15 protein-coding genes and 1 pseudogene are annotated in these 15,923 nt (G+C 53.8%); 7 read left to right on the top strand and 9 right to left on the bottom strand.

The features are described 5' to 3' along the window. Positions 1 to 45: 45 nt before the first annotated feature. Positions 46 to 1,533, top strand: a complete 1,488-nt coding sequence (guaB, locus tag G367_RS0112930; protein ID WP_020413558.1) for an IMP dehydrogenase — start codon at positions 46 to 48, stop codon at positions 1,531 to 1,533. Between the two features lie 87 nt (positions 1,534 to 1,620). Continuing rightward, positions 1,621 to 3,198 carry a glutamine-hydrolyzing GMP synthase gene (gene guaA, locus G367_RS0112925; protein ID WP_020413557.1) on the top strand — a complete coding sequence of 526 codons (1,578 nt, stop codon included), beginning with the start codon at positions 1,621 to 1,623 and terminating at the stop codon, positions 3,196 to 3,198. 396 nt (positions 3,199 to 3,594) lie between these two features. Here guaA and rlmB read toward each other — a convergent pair whose 3' ends face one another. The 7 genes from rlmB to G367_RS0112890 form a co-directional block, all read right to left on the bottom strand. After that, on the bottom strand, positions 3,595 to 4,377 hold the full coding sequence (gene rlmB, locus G367_RS0112920) for a 23S rRNA (guanosine(2251)-2'-O)-methyltransferase RlmB (protein WP_020413556.1): 783 nt from the start codon (positions 4,375 to 4,377) through the stop codon (positions 3,595 to 3,597). Next, on the bottom strand, positions 4,374 to 5,243 hold the full coding sequence (locus G367_RS0112915; RefSeq protein ID WP_020413555.1) for a Rossmann-like and DUF2520 domain-containing protein: 870 nt from the start codon (positions 5,241 to 5,243) through the stop codon (positions 4,374 to 4,376). The genes rlmB and G367_RS0112915 overlap by 4 nt, the downstream gene beginning before the upstream one ends. Continuing rightward, the gene (locus tag G367_RS0112910) at positions 5,243 to 6,001 is read right to left on the bottom strand and encodes a pyridoxine 5'-phosphate synthase (RefSeq protein ID WP_020413554.1); all 759 of its coding nucleotides are present in this window, start codon (positions 5,999 to 6,001) and stop codon (positions 5,243 to 5,245) included. The genes G367_RS0112915 and G367_RS0112910 overlap by 1 nt, the downstream gene beginning before the upstream one ends. A 3-nt stretch (positions 6,002 to 6,004) precedes the next feature. Then, positions 6,005 to 6,595 (bottom strand): peptidylprolyl isomerase, encoded by a 591-nt coding sequence (locus G367_RS0112905; RefSeq protein WP_157533499.1) that lies wholly within the window; start codon positions 6,593 to 6,595, stop codon positions 6,005 to 6,007. A gap of 141 nt (positions 6,596 to 6,736) precedes the next feature. Continuing rightward, on the bottom strand, positions 6,737 to 7,423 hold the full coding sequence (locus tag G367_RS0112900) for a TIGR04211 family SH3 domain-containing protein (RefSeq protein ID WP_245556693.1): 687 nt from the start codon (positions 7,421 to 7,423) through the stop codon (positions 6,737 to 6,739). A 24-nt stretch (positions 7,424 to 7,447) separates the two neighbouring features. Beyond that, the gene (locus G367_RS0112895; protein ID WP_020413551.1) at positions 7,448 to 7,747 is read right to left on the bottom strand and encodes a YciI family protein; all 300 of its coding nucleotides are present in this window, start codon (positions 7,745 to 7,747) and stop codon (positions 7,448 to 7,450) included. Between the two features lie 33 nt (positions 7,748 to 7,780). Beyond that, positions 7,781 to 8,500: a VC0807 family protein gene (locus G367_RS0112890; RefSeq protein WP_020413550.1), complete on the bottom strand. Its 720-nt coding sequence runs from the start codon at positions 8,498 to 8,500 to the stop codon at positions 7,781 to 7,783. 204 nt (positions 8,501 to 8,704) lie between these two features. Here G367_RS0112890 and G367_RS0112885 point away from each other — a divergent pair, with 204 nt between their 5' ends. From G367_RS0112885 to rluB, 5 genes and pseudogenes are all read left to right on the top strand, one after another. Further along, on the top strand, positions 8,705 to 9,667 hold the full coding sequence (locus G367_RS0112885) for a PHP domain-containing protein (RefSeq protein WP_020413549.1): 963 nt from the start codon (positions 8,705 to 8,707) through the stop codon (positions 9,665 to 9,667). 111 nt (positions 9,668 to 9,778) lie between these two features. Further along, entirely contained in the window at positions 9,779 to 10,402 is a 624-nt protein-coding gene (locus tag G367_RS0112880; protein ID WP_020413548.1) for an L-threonylcarbamoyladenylate synthase, read from the top strand. Positions 10,403 to 10,585: 183 nt separating this feature from the next. Then, positions 10,586 to 11,350: pseudogene (locus tag G367_RS23835) on the top strand (segregation and condensation protein A); the annotation flags it as partial. Between the two features lie 271 nt (positions 11,351 to 11,621). After that, on the top strand, positions 11,622 to 12,818 hold the full coding sequence (gene scpB / locus G367_RS25695; protein ID WP_020413546.1) for an SMC-Scp complex subunit ScpB: 1,197 nt from the start codon (positions 11,622 to 11,624) through the stop codon (positions 12,816 to 12,818). Next, entirely contained in the window at positions 12,815 to 13,675 is an 861-nt protein-coding gene (rluB, locus tag G367_RS0112865) for a 23S rRNA pseudouridine(2605) synthase RluB (RefSeq protein ID WP_020413545.1), read from the top strand. Before scpB ends, rluB begins: the two co-directional genes overlap by 4 nt. 69 nt (positions 13,676 to 13,744) lie before the next feature. Here the strand turns inward: rluB and G367_RS23825 are convergent, their stop codons facing one another. Next, positions 13,745 to 14,458 (bottom strand): SRPBCC family protein, encoded by a 714-nt coding sequence (locus tag G367_RS23825; RefSeq protein WP_020413544.1) that lies wholly within the window; start codon positions 14,456 to 14,458, stop codon positions 13,745 to 13,747. 87 nt (positions 14,459 to 14,545) lie between these two features. Continuing rightward, positions 14,546 to 15,922 (bottom strand): ATP-binding protein, encoded by a 1,377-nt coding sequence (locus G367_RS0112855; RefSeq protein ID WP_020413543.1) that lies wholly within the window; start codon positions 15,920 to 15,922, stop codon positions 14,546 to 14,548. Between the last annotated feature and the right edge of the window lies 1 nt (position 15,923).

Raw genomic sequence — 15,923 nt, 5'->3', positions numbered from 1 at the left:
CGCGCCGATACCCAATCCCGCCTATTCGAGGTTTGAGTGTCAACAATGTCTGAATCCAATCTGCGCATCGCGCGCGAAGCCCTCACTTTTGACGACGTCCTACTTGTGCCCGGTTTTTCCGAGGTTACCGCCAAGGATGTCAGCCTGAAAACCCAGCTTTCCCGCAATATCACCCTGAATATTCCCATTGTATCCGCTGCTATGGATACGGTGACGGAAGCACGCCTGGCTATTGCCCTGGCTCAGGAAGGTGGTATTGGTATTATCCACAAGAGCATGTCTATTGAAGAGCAGGCTCTTGCGGTTCGAGCCGTAAAAAAATTCGAAGCTGGTGTGGTAAAAGATCCTATTACTATTGAGTCTGATGCCACTGTACGCGAGCTGATCGCACTGACAAGCCACCATAATATTTCCGGTGTTCCGGTAATGGATAAAGGCAATCTGGTTGGTATCGTAACCAGTCGCGATGTACGCTTTCTTACCGATCTGGATGTTAGCGTCGCCAGTGTGATGACTCCGAAAGAGCGTCTGGTAACTGCTCACGAAGATGCCTCTTCAGATCATGTGCGCGAATTGCTGCACAAGCACCGCATCGAGAAAGTACTCGTTGTGAACGATGACTTTGAGTTGCGTGGTCTGATTACCGTTAAAGACTTTAATAAGGCCGAGCAGTATCCGAATTCCTGCAAGGACTCCGATGGTCGCCTACGTGTCGGCGCATCTGTCGGTACAAGCCCTGATACTGATGACCGTGTGGCAGCTCTTGTAGAGGCTGGTGTGGATGTGTTGGTAGTCGATACTGCCCACGGCCACTCCCTCAACGTGATTGATCGTGTACGCCGTATCAAAGAAATGCACCCCCAAGTGGATGTCATCGGCGGCAATATTGCGACAGGGGAAGCCGCTCGTGCATTGGTTGAAGCTGGTGCGGACGCAGTGAAGGTAGGTATTGGGCCCGGTTCTATTTGCACCACTCGAATCGTGACTGGTATCGGTGTGCCCCAGGTAACGGCAATTGCCGAGGTTTCCACTGCACTTAAAGGGACAGGCGTGCCTATGATTGCCGATGGCGGTATCCGCTACTCCGGTGATATTTCCAAAGCGATTGTCGCTGGTGCTTCCTCTGTAATGATGGGCTCCATGTTTGCCGGTACCGAAGAGGCGCCGGGTGAGGTAGAACTGTATCAAGGACGTACTTATAAATCCTATCGGGGCATGGGCTCTCTCGGCGCTATGGCGCGCACCCAGGGATCTTCTGATCGCTATTTCCAAGATGCCAGCAAGGGCGCAGAGAAACTGGTTCCGGAAGGTATCGAAGGGCGCGTCCCCTACAAAGGTCCTCTGTCTGCCATAGTGCACCAGATGCTGGGCGGCCTGCGCTCAGCTATGGGTTATACCGGTAGTGTGGATATTGAAACCATGCGCACCCGTCCGGAATTTGTGCGAGTAACTGCCGCCGGCATGGGTGAGTCCCATGTGCATGATGTACAGATTACCAAAGAAGCGCCCAACTACCCGGTGGGTGGACGCTAAGCCTCCCGGTGAACAACTTTCAGTACCAAGCCGCAAACGGACCTTTCAGGTCCGTTTGCCGTTATTTATTCTGTTAATGAGTCAATCATGAGCCAAGATATCCACTCCAGCCGAATTCTGATCCTCGACTTTGGGTCCCAATACACCCAGTTGATCGCCCGCCGTGTGCGCGAGCTGGGTGTTTTTTCCGAAATTCGCGCCTTCGACATGAGCGAAGAAGAGATCCGCGAATATAACCCGAAAGGTATTATCCTGGCCGGTGGGCCCGAGTCTGTACCGGAAGAGGGCTCTCCCCGCGCGCCAGAAGTGGTTTACAGCTTGGGAGTGCCGGTACTGGGGATTTGCTATGGCATGCAGACCATGGCACACCAGCTGGGCGGCGCAGTGCAGGGCAGTGATGTCCGTGAGTTTGGCTATGCCCAGGTAAAAGTAGAGGGCACTTCGAATCTGCTGCGCGATATCAGAGATCATCTCAACGATGAAGGTGAGGCACTGCTGGATGTATGGATGAGCCACGGTGATAAAGTCGTGCAGATGCCAGAAGGCTTTGAACTTCTGGCTTCCACCGATTCCTGCCCCATCGCTGGCATGTACTCGGCCGAAAAGAACTTCTTTGGTGTGCAGTTCCACCCGGAAGTGACCCATACCCTTCAGGGAATGCGTATCTATGAACACTTTGTTATCGACATCTGCGGTTGTGAAAAGCTCTGGACTCCGGCCAATATTATCGAGGACTCCATCGCCAAAGTGCGAGAACAAGTGGGCGATGGCAAGGTATTGCTGGGTCTTTCAGGGGGTGTCGACAGTTCTGTTGTGGCGGCACTGCTGCACAAGGCGATTGGTGATCAGCTGACCTGTGTTTTTGTGGACAATGGCCTGTTGCGCAAAAATGAGGGCGATCAGGTGATGCAAATGTTCGCCGACAATATGGGCGTACGGGTTGTTCGCGCCGATGCGGAAGAGGACTTCCTCTCACGTCTGGCAGGTGTGGATGAGCCTGAAGCCAAGCGCAAAATTATCGGTAATACCTTTATCGAGATTTTCGATCGAGAAGCTTCCAAATTGCAGGATGTGAAGTTCCTGGCGCAGGGTACTATTTATCCGGATGTGATTGAATCCGCCGCGGCCAAAACGGGCAAAGCCCATGTGATTAAGTCTCATCACAATGTGGGTGGCCTGCCGGAAGATATGCAGTTTGATCTGGTAGAACCTCTGCGCGAATTGTTTAAGGATGAGGTGCGCAAAATCGGCCTGGAGCTGGGTCTGCCCTACGATATGGTCTACCGCCATCCCTTCCCGGGACCGGGTTTGGGAGTACGTATTCTTGGCGAAGTAAAAAGGGAGTACGCTGATATCCTGCGCGAAGCAGATGCGATCTTTATCGAGGAGCTACACAAGGCCGATTGGTACCATAAAACCAGCCAGGCGTTTGTGGTATTCCTGCCGGTGAAGTCTGTCGGTGTCGTGGGGGATGGTCGTCGCTACGAATATGTGGTGGCACTTCGCGCAGTGGAAACCGTGGACTTTATGACCGCGCGCTGGGCGCATTTGCCCTACGAACTGATTGAGAAGGTTTCCAATCGCATTATCAATGAGATAGAGCATATCTCGCGCGTAGCCTACGACGTGTCCAGTAAGCCGCCAGCGACTATTGAATGGGAATAAAATAAGTAATTACTTCCCCGCCGCTTGCAGGGGTGTTTGGCACCCCTGCACCACTTTTTTCCCGCCAAGCGTGCCACTTTCCACAGCCGTGTCTCTTCCTGTTATTTCGGTCATTTACTTAGGGGATCTTTTAAGCAGGATTTACTTTCATTCGTAACTCGTTGATTTTTTGAACGTTTCCAGCTTTGGTTATTTTTTCTTCAGATTGTCACAATGACGTAACCATGGGCCTTTGCGCCGATCGCTTGAGAGTTAATCACAGAGATATCCACAGAATCTGTGAGTAGAGGTAGCTAGTGGATAAAGTGCAGCTGCTGTCGTGGAGAGGTGCCCAAATGCGGGAGCTTATTGGGGGTTAAAGAGTTTAGCGGGAGTTGTTTAACCCCCGGGGAAGCTTCAGAGTTGGTGGCGGAAGCTAATTAGGGCGGCGGTAACCGCTACATTCAGGCTTTCGACATCATTGTGCATGGGGATGCGGAGTAATTCATTACACTGTTTCGATACGGCCTCGCTGACACCGCGTGTTTCATTGCCGAGAACAAAAATGGTGGGGACTTCACCTGTAACCTCTGCCAGGGTCAATTGCGCGTGAGAGGAGAGGCCGCAGACACGGGCTCCCGCCTTGCGGAATTCTCCCAGTGTGTTCGCCAGTGTTTCACAGCGCAAAATGCGAGTTTTAAACAGGGTGCCAGTACTGGCCTTGATCACCAGTGGGTCAATCTGTGCGCAGCCTTTGCGCGGTAGGATTATGCCATCTATGCCGCCTGCACAGGCGGAACGAATAATCATGCCCAGGTTCTGTGGATTGGTAATACCATCGAGTGCCAACAGCTCGTAGGGCTTTTTATTGTTGTCGCCTTGACGCTGCTGAAGAAATCCTTCGCAGGTGCTGTAGTGGGGGAGGGCCAGGTCAAGTGCCACTCCCTGGTCCTGGCGAGAATTCTTCGAGATTCGTGAGAGTCCCTTGCGGTCCCAATGGACAATTTCCACCTGGCGCTCCTCGGCCAGCGCCTCCATACGACTGATTAGTTGATCGCGCCGGTTGCTGCTTGCCAGGTGTAGTTTATGCACCGGTAGGCTGGGATCTTCCAGGGCTTCGAGAACCGGCTTGCGCCCATAAATGGTTAGAAGACTGTCGTAGAAGGCTCTTTTTTTCAGGTACTCAGAGGAGTCTTTCACCGCATTGGCTCACTCAATAATTCGATCAAACTGGCCGCGCTCTCATCCGATAGCTGGCCGCGCCGCGCCAACTCTACACAGGCGAGTCCCAGTTGGCGATAGTGAAGTGCCAATTGTGGGTCCACAGAGGCAAGATTCTCCACTTGAGTGGCAACTGTCTCCAGGTCACCTCGGGCAATAGGACCTGTGAGGGACTTTTCGGGGCCCAGGGACATATTGTTCTGTGCGGTCTGCAGGACAATAGGTTCAAGCAGTTTGAGGGCGCTGTTGCGCTCGATACCCGCCGCGGCAAAGCTGCGTAGACTCAGGTCAATCAGAGCGGTGAGATAGTTGCAGGCAATTACTGAACCAGCGTGATACAGGGACTTGTGTTGAGCCTCAATGGTAAGGATTTCGCAACCGAGGGCGGTGAAAGCATTTTCCAGAGCACTGACAGCAAGACTGTCTCCCTCCAGTGCGACACTGCTGCCGGGGAGGGTATCCAGGGAGTGCAGGGGCTCGGCGAAACTGTGAACCGGATGGGCACTGGCGATAGAGGCGGGGCGCAGAACTTCGAGAACCTGCGAGCTGAGTGCTCCGCTGCAATGAAATGCGATAACGTCGTTGCGCTCTGCAAGTTTATCGGAGAGGCGCTGGGCAATCACAGCAATGTCACCGTCAGAGCAGGAAATCAGCCAGCAGTCGGCTTCGGCCATGGATTCTATAGACTCGGCAGCCTGGCCTGCACCGATAAATTCAACCGCTGCCAGTGCACTGTCGTAGCTGCGATTGAAGATGGACTTAAGTTGGAACAGTCCTTTTTGCTGCCACAGGCGCCCGAGGGTTTTCCCCAGGCGGCCAGCACCAATAATGTTAAGTGTCTGCATCAGTTTCCGGCGAGGCAATCGAGGTAGGCTTTTACGGCATTCTCAAGCCCCATACTTATGGCATCCACCGTGAGAGCGTGGCCGATGGAGACTTCCTGTAGCCCCGGCAGGGTACGATAGCGGTGCAAGTTAACGAGATTGAGGTCGTGGCCTGCATTAACACCGAGGCCCAGCTGACGTGCGTGTTCGGCAGCGGCGCAGTGGGTGGCAAAAATGCTATCCAAATCCGGGCTCTGTTTGGCAACAGCTTCCGCGTAAGGACCGGTATAAAGCTCAATACGATCAGCGCCAATATCTCTGGCCAGGCTGATCTGTTCCAGGTCAGGGTCCATAAACAAACTGACGCGGATTCCCGCCCCCTTCAATTTCGCAATCTGTGGCACTAGGCGCGGGCCGTCGAGCTTGAGATTGAAACCGTGGTCTGAAGTCAGTTGGTCATTGCTGTCTGGTACCAGGGTGCACTGATCGGGCTTGGTTTCCAGTGCCAATTCCACCAGGCCTGGATAGTCCGCTAAATGTGTAGCGAAGGGGTTGCCCTCAACATTGAACTCTATGCCCTGTCGTTCCCTGCACAGAGTTGCAAGTTCGCGTACATCGCCAGGGCGGATATGGCGCTGATCCGGACGCGGATGCACAGTAATTCCCTGTGCGCCAGCATCTAGGCAGATCCTGCCGTGGGCGACAACGTCGGGAAAGTTGCCCTCGCGGGAATTGCGGATGAGGGCAATTTTGTTGAGATTTACGCTGAGAGCTATCACTGCTTATTCTCCCTTAGTGTTGTTGGCGATAGTTTTATCGCCGACATCGATTCTTTTTGCGTCGAGGATACGGATAGGCACGTTGGGTGCACTCGGGTGCTTTCGATATAGGCCACGAGGCTCCCGCACAATTTTTTCTACTACATCCATGCCTTCGATCACCTTGCCAAATACGGCATAGCCCGCCTGGTCTTCTTTTGCATCGAGCCTGGTGTTGTCCACCAGGTTGATAAAAAATTGTGAGGTTGCACTATCTGGATCGTTAGTCCTCGCCATCGACAGGGTGCCACGCAGATTCTGTAAGCCATTGGTGGATTCGTTGACAATTGCGTCGCGGGTTTCTTTCCTTTGGAAATCAAAAGTGAAGCCGCCAGCCTGTACTACAAAACCGGGCACGACCCGATGAAAGATAATCCCGTTATAAAACCCGCTATCGGTATAGGCGAGAAAATTCTCCACTGTGGCCGGAGCCTCTTTAGCGAACAGCTCAACCCGGATTACGCCCAGGTCAGTTTTCAGTTCAACCTGGGGATTTTTGGCCAGTGCGGGAAGCGCAAAGAGAGCACAGAGAAAACACACAAAAAGTTTACGCATCATCCTTGTCCTTTTGGGGTTGTTTTAGGGATCTGATTTAACAGCGCGCCCGGTCCAATGCTGGATGAAGGGCTGCGGGGGGCGGCAAATGCCGCAACCCCAGCTCTTAATAGTATGCGATTTCTTTGCCCGGAAGTGAGATCAGTTGGCCCACTCGGAGTGGCGTTTGCGGGGGCGAACGCGGGGGGCAATCATTGCGAGTATGGCACCGACTGCCACAGATAAGGCACCAAACAAATACCATCTCTGGGATTCACTGCCGGAAAGACGTTGGATCTCGGCCTCTGCCATAATTTTTTCCTGCTTGAGTAGCTCGTGCTGGTGCAGAAGTTTCTGGTGACGCTCATTGAGGGATATAGCGTCCGAGGACAGGGTCTTGAGTGCTTTGAGTTCAGTAGTAAGGTCTTGTGTCTGTTGCTGGGCCGCGCTCAGGGAACTATTCAACTGGCTGTTCTCCTCTTCCAGGCGGCGGACCTCGCCACCGAGATTTCCCTCCATCTTTTCAAAGCGGGCCAGGTTGGCTTCGGCACTGGCCAGTTTGAGCTTTGCTACCGGTTCGGATACCAGGTATTGGCGCCTGACCCAGCCTTCAGTGCCGCCCGGTGTCCGCACTCGTGTCCAGCCTTCAGATGCAGCGTCCTCCAGGACCGTAAGCTCGGTGCCACTTGGCAGCCCCCGGTGGAGAATGCGAAACCCGTTACCCTTGCCGGAACGCATGGGTACGTGAAGTTGGTCGGTGATATAGCGGGTTTCAGCGCTTACTAAGGCTGGAACCACATTTAATAGTGCCGCAGCAAGCAGGCCCGACATTAGTTTTCTCATGGTCATACAGCTTCTATTTTTATGTTGTTATCAGGGCAGCACTAACTTGAAGGGTTTGACGGTTATTGATGCGTAGACCCCTGCTTCGATATAGGGGTCTCTGTCAGCCCAGGCTTTTGCATCCTCCAGCGAGGGAAACTCTGCAATAACGAGGCTGCCACTGAAGCCTGATTCACCTGGCTCTTCACTGTCTATGGATGGATGGGGGCCGGCGGCGAGCAGGCGGCCTTCATCTTTCAGACGGCCGAGTCTAGCCAGGTGATCAGCGCGCGCTTTTTTGCGCAAAGGGAGACTATCGCTAACATCTTCACTGATGATTGCGTACCACATTGTATTTAATGCTCTTGTTAGTTCTTTAAAGTGCTATTGCGCGACCATCACTTCTTCCAGTTTCAACCCGGTCAGCTTGCCGATGCGGGAGAAAAGGAAAAAGAGGGCACCCATTAAGATCAGGGTTGATGGGATTGCAATAACCAGATATCCATATGCCGTCATTTCACCCAGCTCGGTGTTGTAGGCTTCGGTGCCGGGTGGGCTGGTGACGATCATTTTGGCGAGAATGTAGTTCAGCGCCGAGGAGAAAAAGAATGACCCGGCAACAATCCATGAAGTCTGGCGCAAAGTGCGCTCAAAGGCCGGCTGGTTGCCATTTGCCTGTAATGACTGGGCAATTTTTGCCGTATTCAGAATTTGATCGTTGTAGAGGAGAGTTTTGACCAGGGGCCAGCGGGTATAAACGGATAGAGCCGTTGCAACGCCCAGCAGGCCGGGGATCGCGGCTTCCTTGATCGCAATGTATTGCGGGTCCAGCTTTAGCAAGCTGATACCGCCGGTGAGAAGGATGCCTATAAACCCGAGGGCCGAGAAGAAGTTGACCTTGCCCAGGCGCAGCAGGTCGCGAAGACCGTATCCCAGCGGGAAGGCCAGGGCCACGATTAACGCCCAAGTTGGGCCCAACCAGTCATCCCCGGAAAGTTTGGTCAGTATCAATGTCGGAATGATGACATTGAAGGTGATATTGCTGAGAAACCCTTCCTTTTTAGGTTTCTCGGGAGATGTTGTGGTCGAATTCGTTTCGGTCATACTCTATTCCGGTGATAATGCCCGCAGGAAATCAGTCTGGAGGCGATATCTCTATAGTCCCTCCAAAACAATTTCTTCCCCACTGACAATACTGCTGTCAGACTCCGGCCCCGAGGTCACCTAGGCTGACCATTGGTCCGGGCCTTATCCCTGAAAACGCCGGGTGCCGCTGTGACAGCATTGCCGGGTAATTGTTCCAAAATAATGGATACTGCGACGATCACTGTCGCCAAACTGAGTGAGAGCCCACTATTGAGAGCCCTGTCTGCTGATCTGAATACCGATCTTGTCGATCTGCACTGTCACAGTACCGCTTCTGACGGTATTTTAAGTCCTGCACAGCTGGTGTCGAGGGCGAAATGCCAAGGTGTGACACTGATGGCACTCACGGACCACGATACGGTGGATGGAGTAGCACAGGCACAGGAGGCTGGTGACCAATTGGGCATCACTGTGCTGGCTGGAATTGAATTCTCCAGCCTTTGGGGGCGTCGCTCGATTCACATTGTTGGTCTCAATGTTGATCTGACGTCGCAGGAGCTGCGTAATGCCATAAGCTTGCGCGAAGGGCTTCGCCTGGAGCGTGCCGAGCGTATTGCTGAGCGACTGCACAAGCGCGGCTTCATCGGTGCTCTAGAGGGTGGGCGTGCTGTTGCAGGGGAATCTGTATTGGGCAGACCGCATTTTGCCCGATGGTTAGTAGAAGCGGGTCATGTAGAGGATACAGCGCGGGCTTTTAAGCGTTATTTAGGCGCAGGTAAGGTAGGTGATGTGAAGGTCGAGTGGCCCCAAATGGTGGAGTCCATAGAGACAATTCATGCGGCTGGTGGCAGTGCTGTATTGGCACACCCACTTAAGTATGGGTTTACCCGCACCCAGTTGGTCCGGTTACTTGGCGAGTTTTCGCGCTGCGGGGGCGATGCGATAGAGTTGCTGTGCGGCCGCCAAAATCCTACCCAGACTAAGGAATTGCGGAGTCTAATGTCTTCGGTCACAACTGAACTTAACGGTCCGCAATTGCGCTGTTCCCTGGGAAGTGATTTTCACCAGCCAGACCAGCCCTGGCGGGAATTGGGTTGCGTGCGTCTACCAGAAGACGTCGAGCCGGTATGGAATCTGTGGCACACTCTGCACCGGGATCGACCCGGTCATGCCATGACAGCCTAGCCAAGCGTACTTTTTACGTATGTTTTGTAGATGCTGTCGAACCGAGATCCCTTGCGGGTCAGTCAAGGTCCGCAAAGAGGTTTCAATTCATTAAAGGCTTGGGGGGCTTTTGTGGCGCAGTTTTTTCAGATTCATCCGGATAATCCTCAAGGGCGCCTGATTTCTCAGGCTGCTGATATCGTGAATGCAGGAGGGGTTATCGTCTACCCCACAGATTCTGCCTATGCCATTGGCTGCCGTCTTGGAGAAAAGTTGGCCGTTGAGCGCATTCGCGCATTGAGACAGCTGGATAAACAGCATAATTTCACTCTAATGTGTCGGGATCTATCGGAGCTGGCTACCTATGCCAAGGTAGATAATCAGATGTTCCGCCTACTCAAGAATCATACACCTGGCCCCTATACATTTATTATGCCGGCTACCGCAGAAGTGCCACGTCGTCTTATTCACCCGAAGCGTAAGACTATTGGTATCCGTGTACCCGACAATGCAATAACTCTCGCCCTGATTGAAACAGTGGGTGAGCCCCTGATGAGTTGCAGCCTGATCATGCCAGGTGATGAGCAGCCCCTGACCGACCCCTACGATATTCGCGATACCCTTGAGCATCAGGTCGAGCTGGTGATTGATGGGGGGTTCTGTGGTATGGAGCCAACCACTGTTGTAGACCTTACCGGCGAAGAGCCGGAGCTGATTCGCCAGGGTTGCGGAACGGCTGATGAAATTCTGGGCTGAATAGTGTCACGCTAGTGTATAATCGCGCGTTTGCGCTTTCGAGGGTGGGGCAGGGTGTCCAGTGAAGAATTACTAGCCGAGGTGGAGGGGCAGGTGCTTGCCGAGGTCGCGGCGAGTGAAGGCGACTCTACCGAAGCTCCCCCTGAGAGTGTAGATACGCCAGGTCATTCGGAAGATGCGCCTGTGGCACTGGTATTAGGCGAGGCTTTTACTGACCTGCCACCAGACCTGTTTATTCCGCCAGATGCTTTGGAAGTGATTTTGGAGGCCTTTGAGGGGCCCCTGGATCTGCTTCTATACCTGATTCGTCGCCAGAACCTGGATATTCTTGAAATTAATGTATCAGACATCACCCGCCAGTATATGGCCTACGTGGAAATGATGACGTCGATACGTTTTGAGCTTGCAGCCGAGTACCTGGTGATGGCAGCCATGCTCGCAGAGATCAAGTCGAGAATGTTACTGCCGCGCCCGCCGGAAGCTGAGGAAGAGGAGGGTGAAGACCCTCGGGCCGCATTGATCCGCCGCTTGCAGGAATATGAGCGTTTTAAGACTGCTGCGGAGGATCTCGACGAGATTCCACGTATGGGGCGAGATATTCACCAAGCCAGCGCTGAAGGCCCCGATCGCAGTATCACCCGACCCGACCCGGATGTGGATCTCAAAGAGGTATTGGTTGCTCTGGCAGATGTATTGCGTCGTGCGGATATGTTTGAGAGCCACCAGGTCGAACGGGAGAAGCTCTCTACCCGTGAACGTATGACCCAGGTACTGGATCAGATTCGCCACGGCCAATTTGTGCCTTTTGTGAGCCTGTTTACCGTGAAGGAGGGGCGCCTTGGTGTGGTGGTTACTTTCCTTGCGGTGATGGAGTTGGTGAAAGAGTCCCTGGCGGAACTGGTACAAAACGAGGCCTTCGGCCCGATCCATGTACGGGCAGCCGGGCAGAGTGGCTCCGGAAGTGTTGATAGTCATGACGAGTACCTCTCGGGTCCTGAAAGTAGCTTGGAAGGAGACGACGATGCTCAGCCAGCTGAAGCACCAAGTGGTGAATTACTGCCAATTGAGAGTGAGCTGGAGGGTAATGACACACTGGTTGCTGAGGATGAGCAGTCGGTAGTAGAGCAGAATGGGCAGCCAAGCGAAGAGTTAGCTGGTGCGTAAAAGTGGGACGTGCCGGATGAATTGCCGAGAAAGCATCAGAGTTAGAAAATAGAAGATGACAATCGCTCCGGAATTACTGCGCAGAATTGTAGAGGGCGCCCTGCTTGCGGCAGGGCAGCCTCTGAGTGAAGAAAAGTTATTGTCGCTGCTTGAAGAAGAGGAGCAGCCCTCCAATACAACCTTGAGAGATATCCTTGAGGAGATAGCGCAGGATTGTATTGGGCGCGGCTTTGAACTCAGGAAGGTGGCCACGGGCTGGCGTTTCCAGGTGCCTGAAGATTTGGCGCCCTGGGTAAACCGCCTTTGGGAGGAAAAAGCGCAGAGGTATTCCCGCGCAACTTTGGAAACCCTGGCAATCATCGCCTATCGCCAACCGGTAACCCGCGGAGATATCGAGGAGATTCGCGGTGTAGCGGTGAGTTCGCAGATTGTTAAAACCCTGCTTGAGCGCGGTTGGGTCAAAGTGGTTGGCCATCGTGATGTGCCTGGCAAACCATCGCTGTATGCGACCACGCGGGAATTTCTGGATTACTTTAATCTAAGCTCCCTGGATAATTTGCCAACCCTGGCTGAGATTCGCGATATAGAGAGTCTCAACAAGATCCTTGAAGCAGAGGGGTTGTCCCCAGAAGAGATTACTGCGGCAGAGACTGATAGTGCAGATATTGAGGTGTCGCAAATCAGCGGTGAGGTTTCTGCAGAAAGTGGAGAGTCGGAGGTCCAGGAGGGTTCTGAAGAAGAAGTTGTTGATATTGCGGCTGAAGAGTCAGTGGGCGATATTGATAAAGAGCCTGATGATATTGATGGAGATGTGCGGGTTGAAGTGCTGGTAGAGGAAATTGTAGCGCAGTCAGAAGACCAGCCTGCTGAAGAAGTTGAGCCTGTGTCGCCAGTGGAGCGAGAGAAAATTGATGAGAAATTAGATGAGGGCGATCGGGATGATGCGGTTGAGGCTGCGGCATCGCTGGTTGCGATGGAGATTGAGCGGGAGCAGGAAGAAACGGTATTAGAGAATTTGGGTGCCGTTGACACAGGTGATACTGAAGCCGCCCCCCAAGACGATAATAGAGAGACTGAACTGGTAGCGGAGGCGCATAGCACAGCCCCGATAGCGGCGACCCTGCCGCCTAGTAGCCTGTTTGGTGATAACGACACAGCGAGCGAAGTCGGACTGGAAGATAGGGCCGAAGGGAATGCTGATGTCGATGATGATTCCCAGGATGTAGTGCAAGTGGAAAACACCACCCCATGAGTGATGGCACCTCGCCAGCAGGCGAAAAATTGCAGAAAGTATTGGCACGCAGTGGCCTTGGTTCACGGCGAGAGATGGAGCGCGCGATCGATGCTGGCCGCGTGACAATCAATGGAAAAGTGGCGGAGCTGGGTGAGCGGGTTACCGACCAGGACCGCATTGAATTTGATGGTCAGCGACTGCCATCGACCGAGGAGAATCGCTGCCGCGTCATTCTGTACAACAAGCCGGTCGGTGAGATTTGCTCACGCCACGATCCCGAAGGGCGCCCGACAGTTTACGATCGATTACCAAGGTTGAAGACGGGCCGTTGGATTTCTGTGGGGCGCCTGGATTTTAATACCAGTGGACTCCTATTGTTTACCAACAGTGGTGAGCTGGCCAACAAATTGATGCATCCCTCCTCGGTGATCGATCGCGAATACCTGGTACGAATCCAGGGCGAAGTGGACGATGAGATGAAAAGGCGCTTGGTCAAAGGGGTATTGCTGGATGATGGCTCTGCGCGCTTTACTGATATCGTCGAGAGCGGCGGTGAGGGTAGGAACCGCTGGTTCTATTGCGTGGTAATGGAGGGGCGCAACCGTGAAGTGCGGCGTTTGTGGGAATCTCAGGGTGTGCGAGTGAGCCGCCTCAAGAGAGTTCGCTACGGTAGTGTATTTATCCCCTCCCATGTGCGTGTGGGCCAGTGGATTGAGATGGAGCCCCGCGAAATTGATGATCTGTGTGTTACTGCGGGTCTGCCAAAACTTGGTCAGAGACCGCTCACACAGGGAGAAAAACAGACTCTTGAGCGCCAGCGCCGAAAGCTACGCAAGTCGCCGGTGCCGGCGCAGCGCCGCAACAAGTCCAGGTAAGCCCCAATAAAAAAGCCCGCCATTAGCGGGCTTTTTTATTGAAAATAGTAATGAGGCTGGTAGCGCGGTCTATGGTGATTGGGGTTCATTCTCCGGTGTTTCCCCAGCTTCCTCCTGCTGTTGGTTTTGCATTTCCGATTGAACACCCTGCGGGCCTCCCCCCATAGCATCATCAACATCCGAGGGAATATCTGAGACGGAGTCTGTAGTATTGCTGCTCCCCTGGTCTGCTCCGCCGGGCGTCGGACCCTCAATTGCATCAGTACTGGATTCCAACAAATTCTTAAGTTTTGACAGTCCGTGTTCGTAGGACTCACCTACCATTTTTTTCACAGCCAGGCCCATCCAGCGTTCCCTGGGGCCGCCTCCTGTATCGCTCATAAAGGCCCAGGTTATCTTGGTGCCTTCACCCTCGGGTTGGAGCTTAAACTCCGCCTCCGCAGTGCTACCATCACCGAAAGCCAGTTTGGTGCGGACCATAGAATTTGGCGTGCTGGCGGTGATAGTCTGGCTGCCGCTGCCTGCCTTCGAGTTCTCGCCACGCCAACTCATTTCCGCGCCCACGCCCTCTTCAGGTCCGCTGTAATCGTATTGCATAGATGGGTCTATATTGCGCCAAGGGGACCAGCTATTGAATTTGCGAAAATTATTGACGTAGGGAAAGACGGCCTGGGGAGGCTTATCGATATAGACGCTCCGCTCAAGGCTTACCTCTCGAGGGAACAGATATCCGGCGAGCAGTAACAATACCAGGAATATGAGGATATAGATGATCCAGCGCATAGCAGGGTCCTTTGCTATTGGCGGTCAAATAGTCATGATCGCCAGCCCGTGCTGGCGATAGATTGTTTATAGCAGTTTTTGCGCCGTTCAATCGTCGGTGATATGCAGAAGTGGCAGCTGAATCTCGACACACAGGCCGGCACCAATGCTATTGCGCGCAGTGATACTGCCTCCATGGTGCAGCAGAGTGCGTTGGGCAATAGCCAGACCCAGGCCAAAGCCACCACTCTCCCGGGTGCGTGCGCTGTCCGTTCGATAGAAGGGGCGGAAAATAGCCTCCAGTTCATCCTCCTCGACCCCTGAGCCAGAGTCGATTACAGAGATGCTACAGGATTCTCCGGACTCCTCTACCAGTACTCGTACGAGGCCGCCTGAGGGGCTGTATTTGATGGCATTACGCAGAATATTCTCCAGTGCTGCGGTCAGTGAGCTGCCGCGAGTAGCGATTAAAAGCTCTTCGCCAGTGGTGCTCACATCAAAGCTCAGGCTTTTTTCCTCAGCTTCTATGTGCAGATCATCAATCAATGCCGAAAGCAGGCTGTTCAACTCGACCACATCATCCAGTGGACGCTGCTCCTGGCTACTGACTGGCAGGGACAATACATCGGCAATGATATCCTCCAGGTAATCCGCAGCCTTGCCGATTTTGTCCAGCTCGGTGTCAAGCCCTGCCACCTGCTTTTGGCGGGCGATAGCCAAAGCTACCTGGAGCCGAGCCAGGGGGGAGCGCAACTCGTGAGAAACATCCTTGATCAGGCGGCGCTGTTCGGACATGGACTCCTGCAGTTGTGCGGTCATTGAGTCAAAATCGAGGGCAAGGTCAGTCAGTTCATCGTTGCGGGTGCGCAAACTCGGAGCAACCCTGTAGTCCAGCTCACCGGCAGCGACTCGTCTGGTGGCGGTTCGGAGCTGTTCAAGGGGGCGGCTCAAGTAGCTGGCCAGCCAGTAGCAGGCAACTCCGGAAGCGATCATTGAAAGCAGCAGCATGGGCCAGAAATTGCGCCATAGGAAGCGCAGCAAAAGGCCTTCCTTGCTATCGCCGGCAACCAGGGCGATGCGTAGAGGGTCCCCTGTGCGTAGTGGCAGGAAGAAGCCCACGGTGGGTTTATTGTCCACTAACATGTGCGCTTCGCGATTGCGGTAATCCAGGCTGTTGATCAGAGGCTTCATATCGGTAGGAACCTGGCGCCCAAGCAGATCGTTGCCCAGGTGGTCCACCGCGTAGACGCGGCGTTGGACTTTCTTAGGCGCTCGCTCCAGCCAGTGCTGGAACTGCTCAGGACCATGGCGGCGGGCTATACGCATATTGCGCATGACTTCTCGAAATAGTGCGGGCCCCTCCCAGCGCTCCTCCTGGCGTGGGTCGCCAAACTCGCCAAAATGGGTAATGTAAATGGCGGCAACCACCATCACCATGGCGGTGATCCATGCGCCAAAAAACATTTTCCAGAAGAGGCTGCGCATT

It is taken from the genome of Microbulbifer variabilis ATCC 700307 (genome assembly GCF_000380565.1).
GTDB lineage: Bacteria > Pseudomonadota > Gammaproteobacteria > Pseudomonadales > Cellvibrionaceae > Microbulbifer > Microbulbifer variabilis.
Note: the sequence above shows the minus strand (reverse complement) of the source record. Positions and strands in the feature narration are given on the sequence as shown.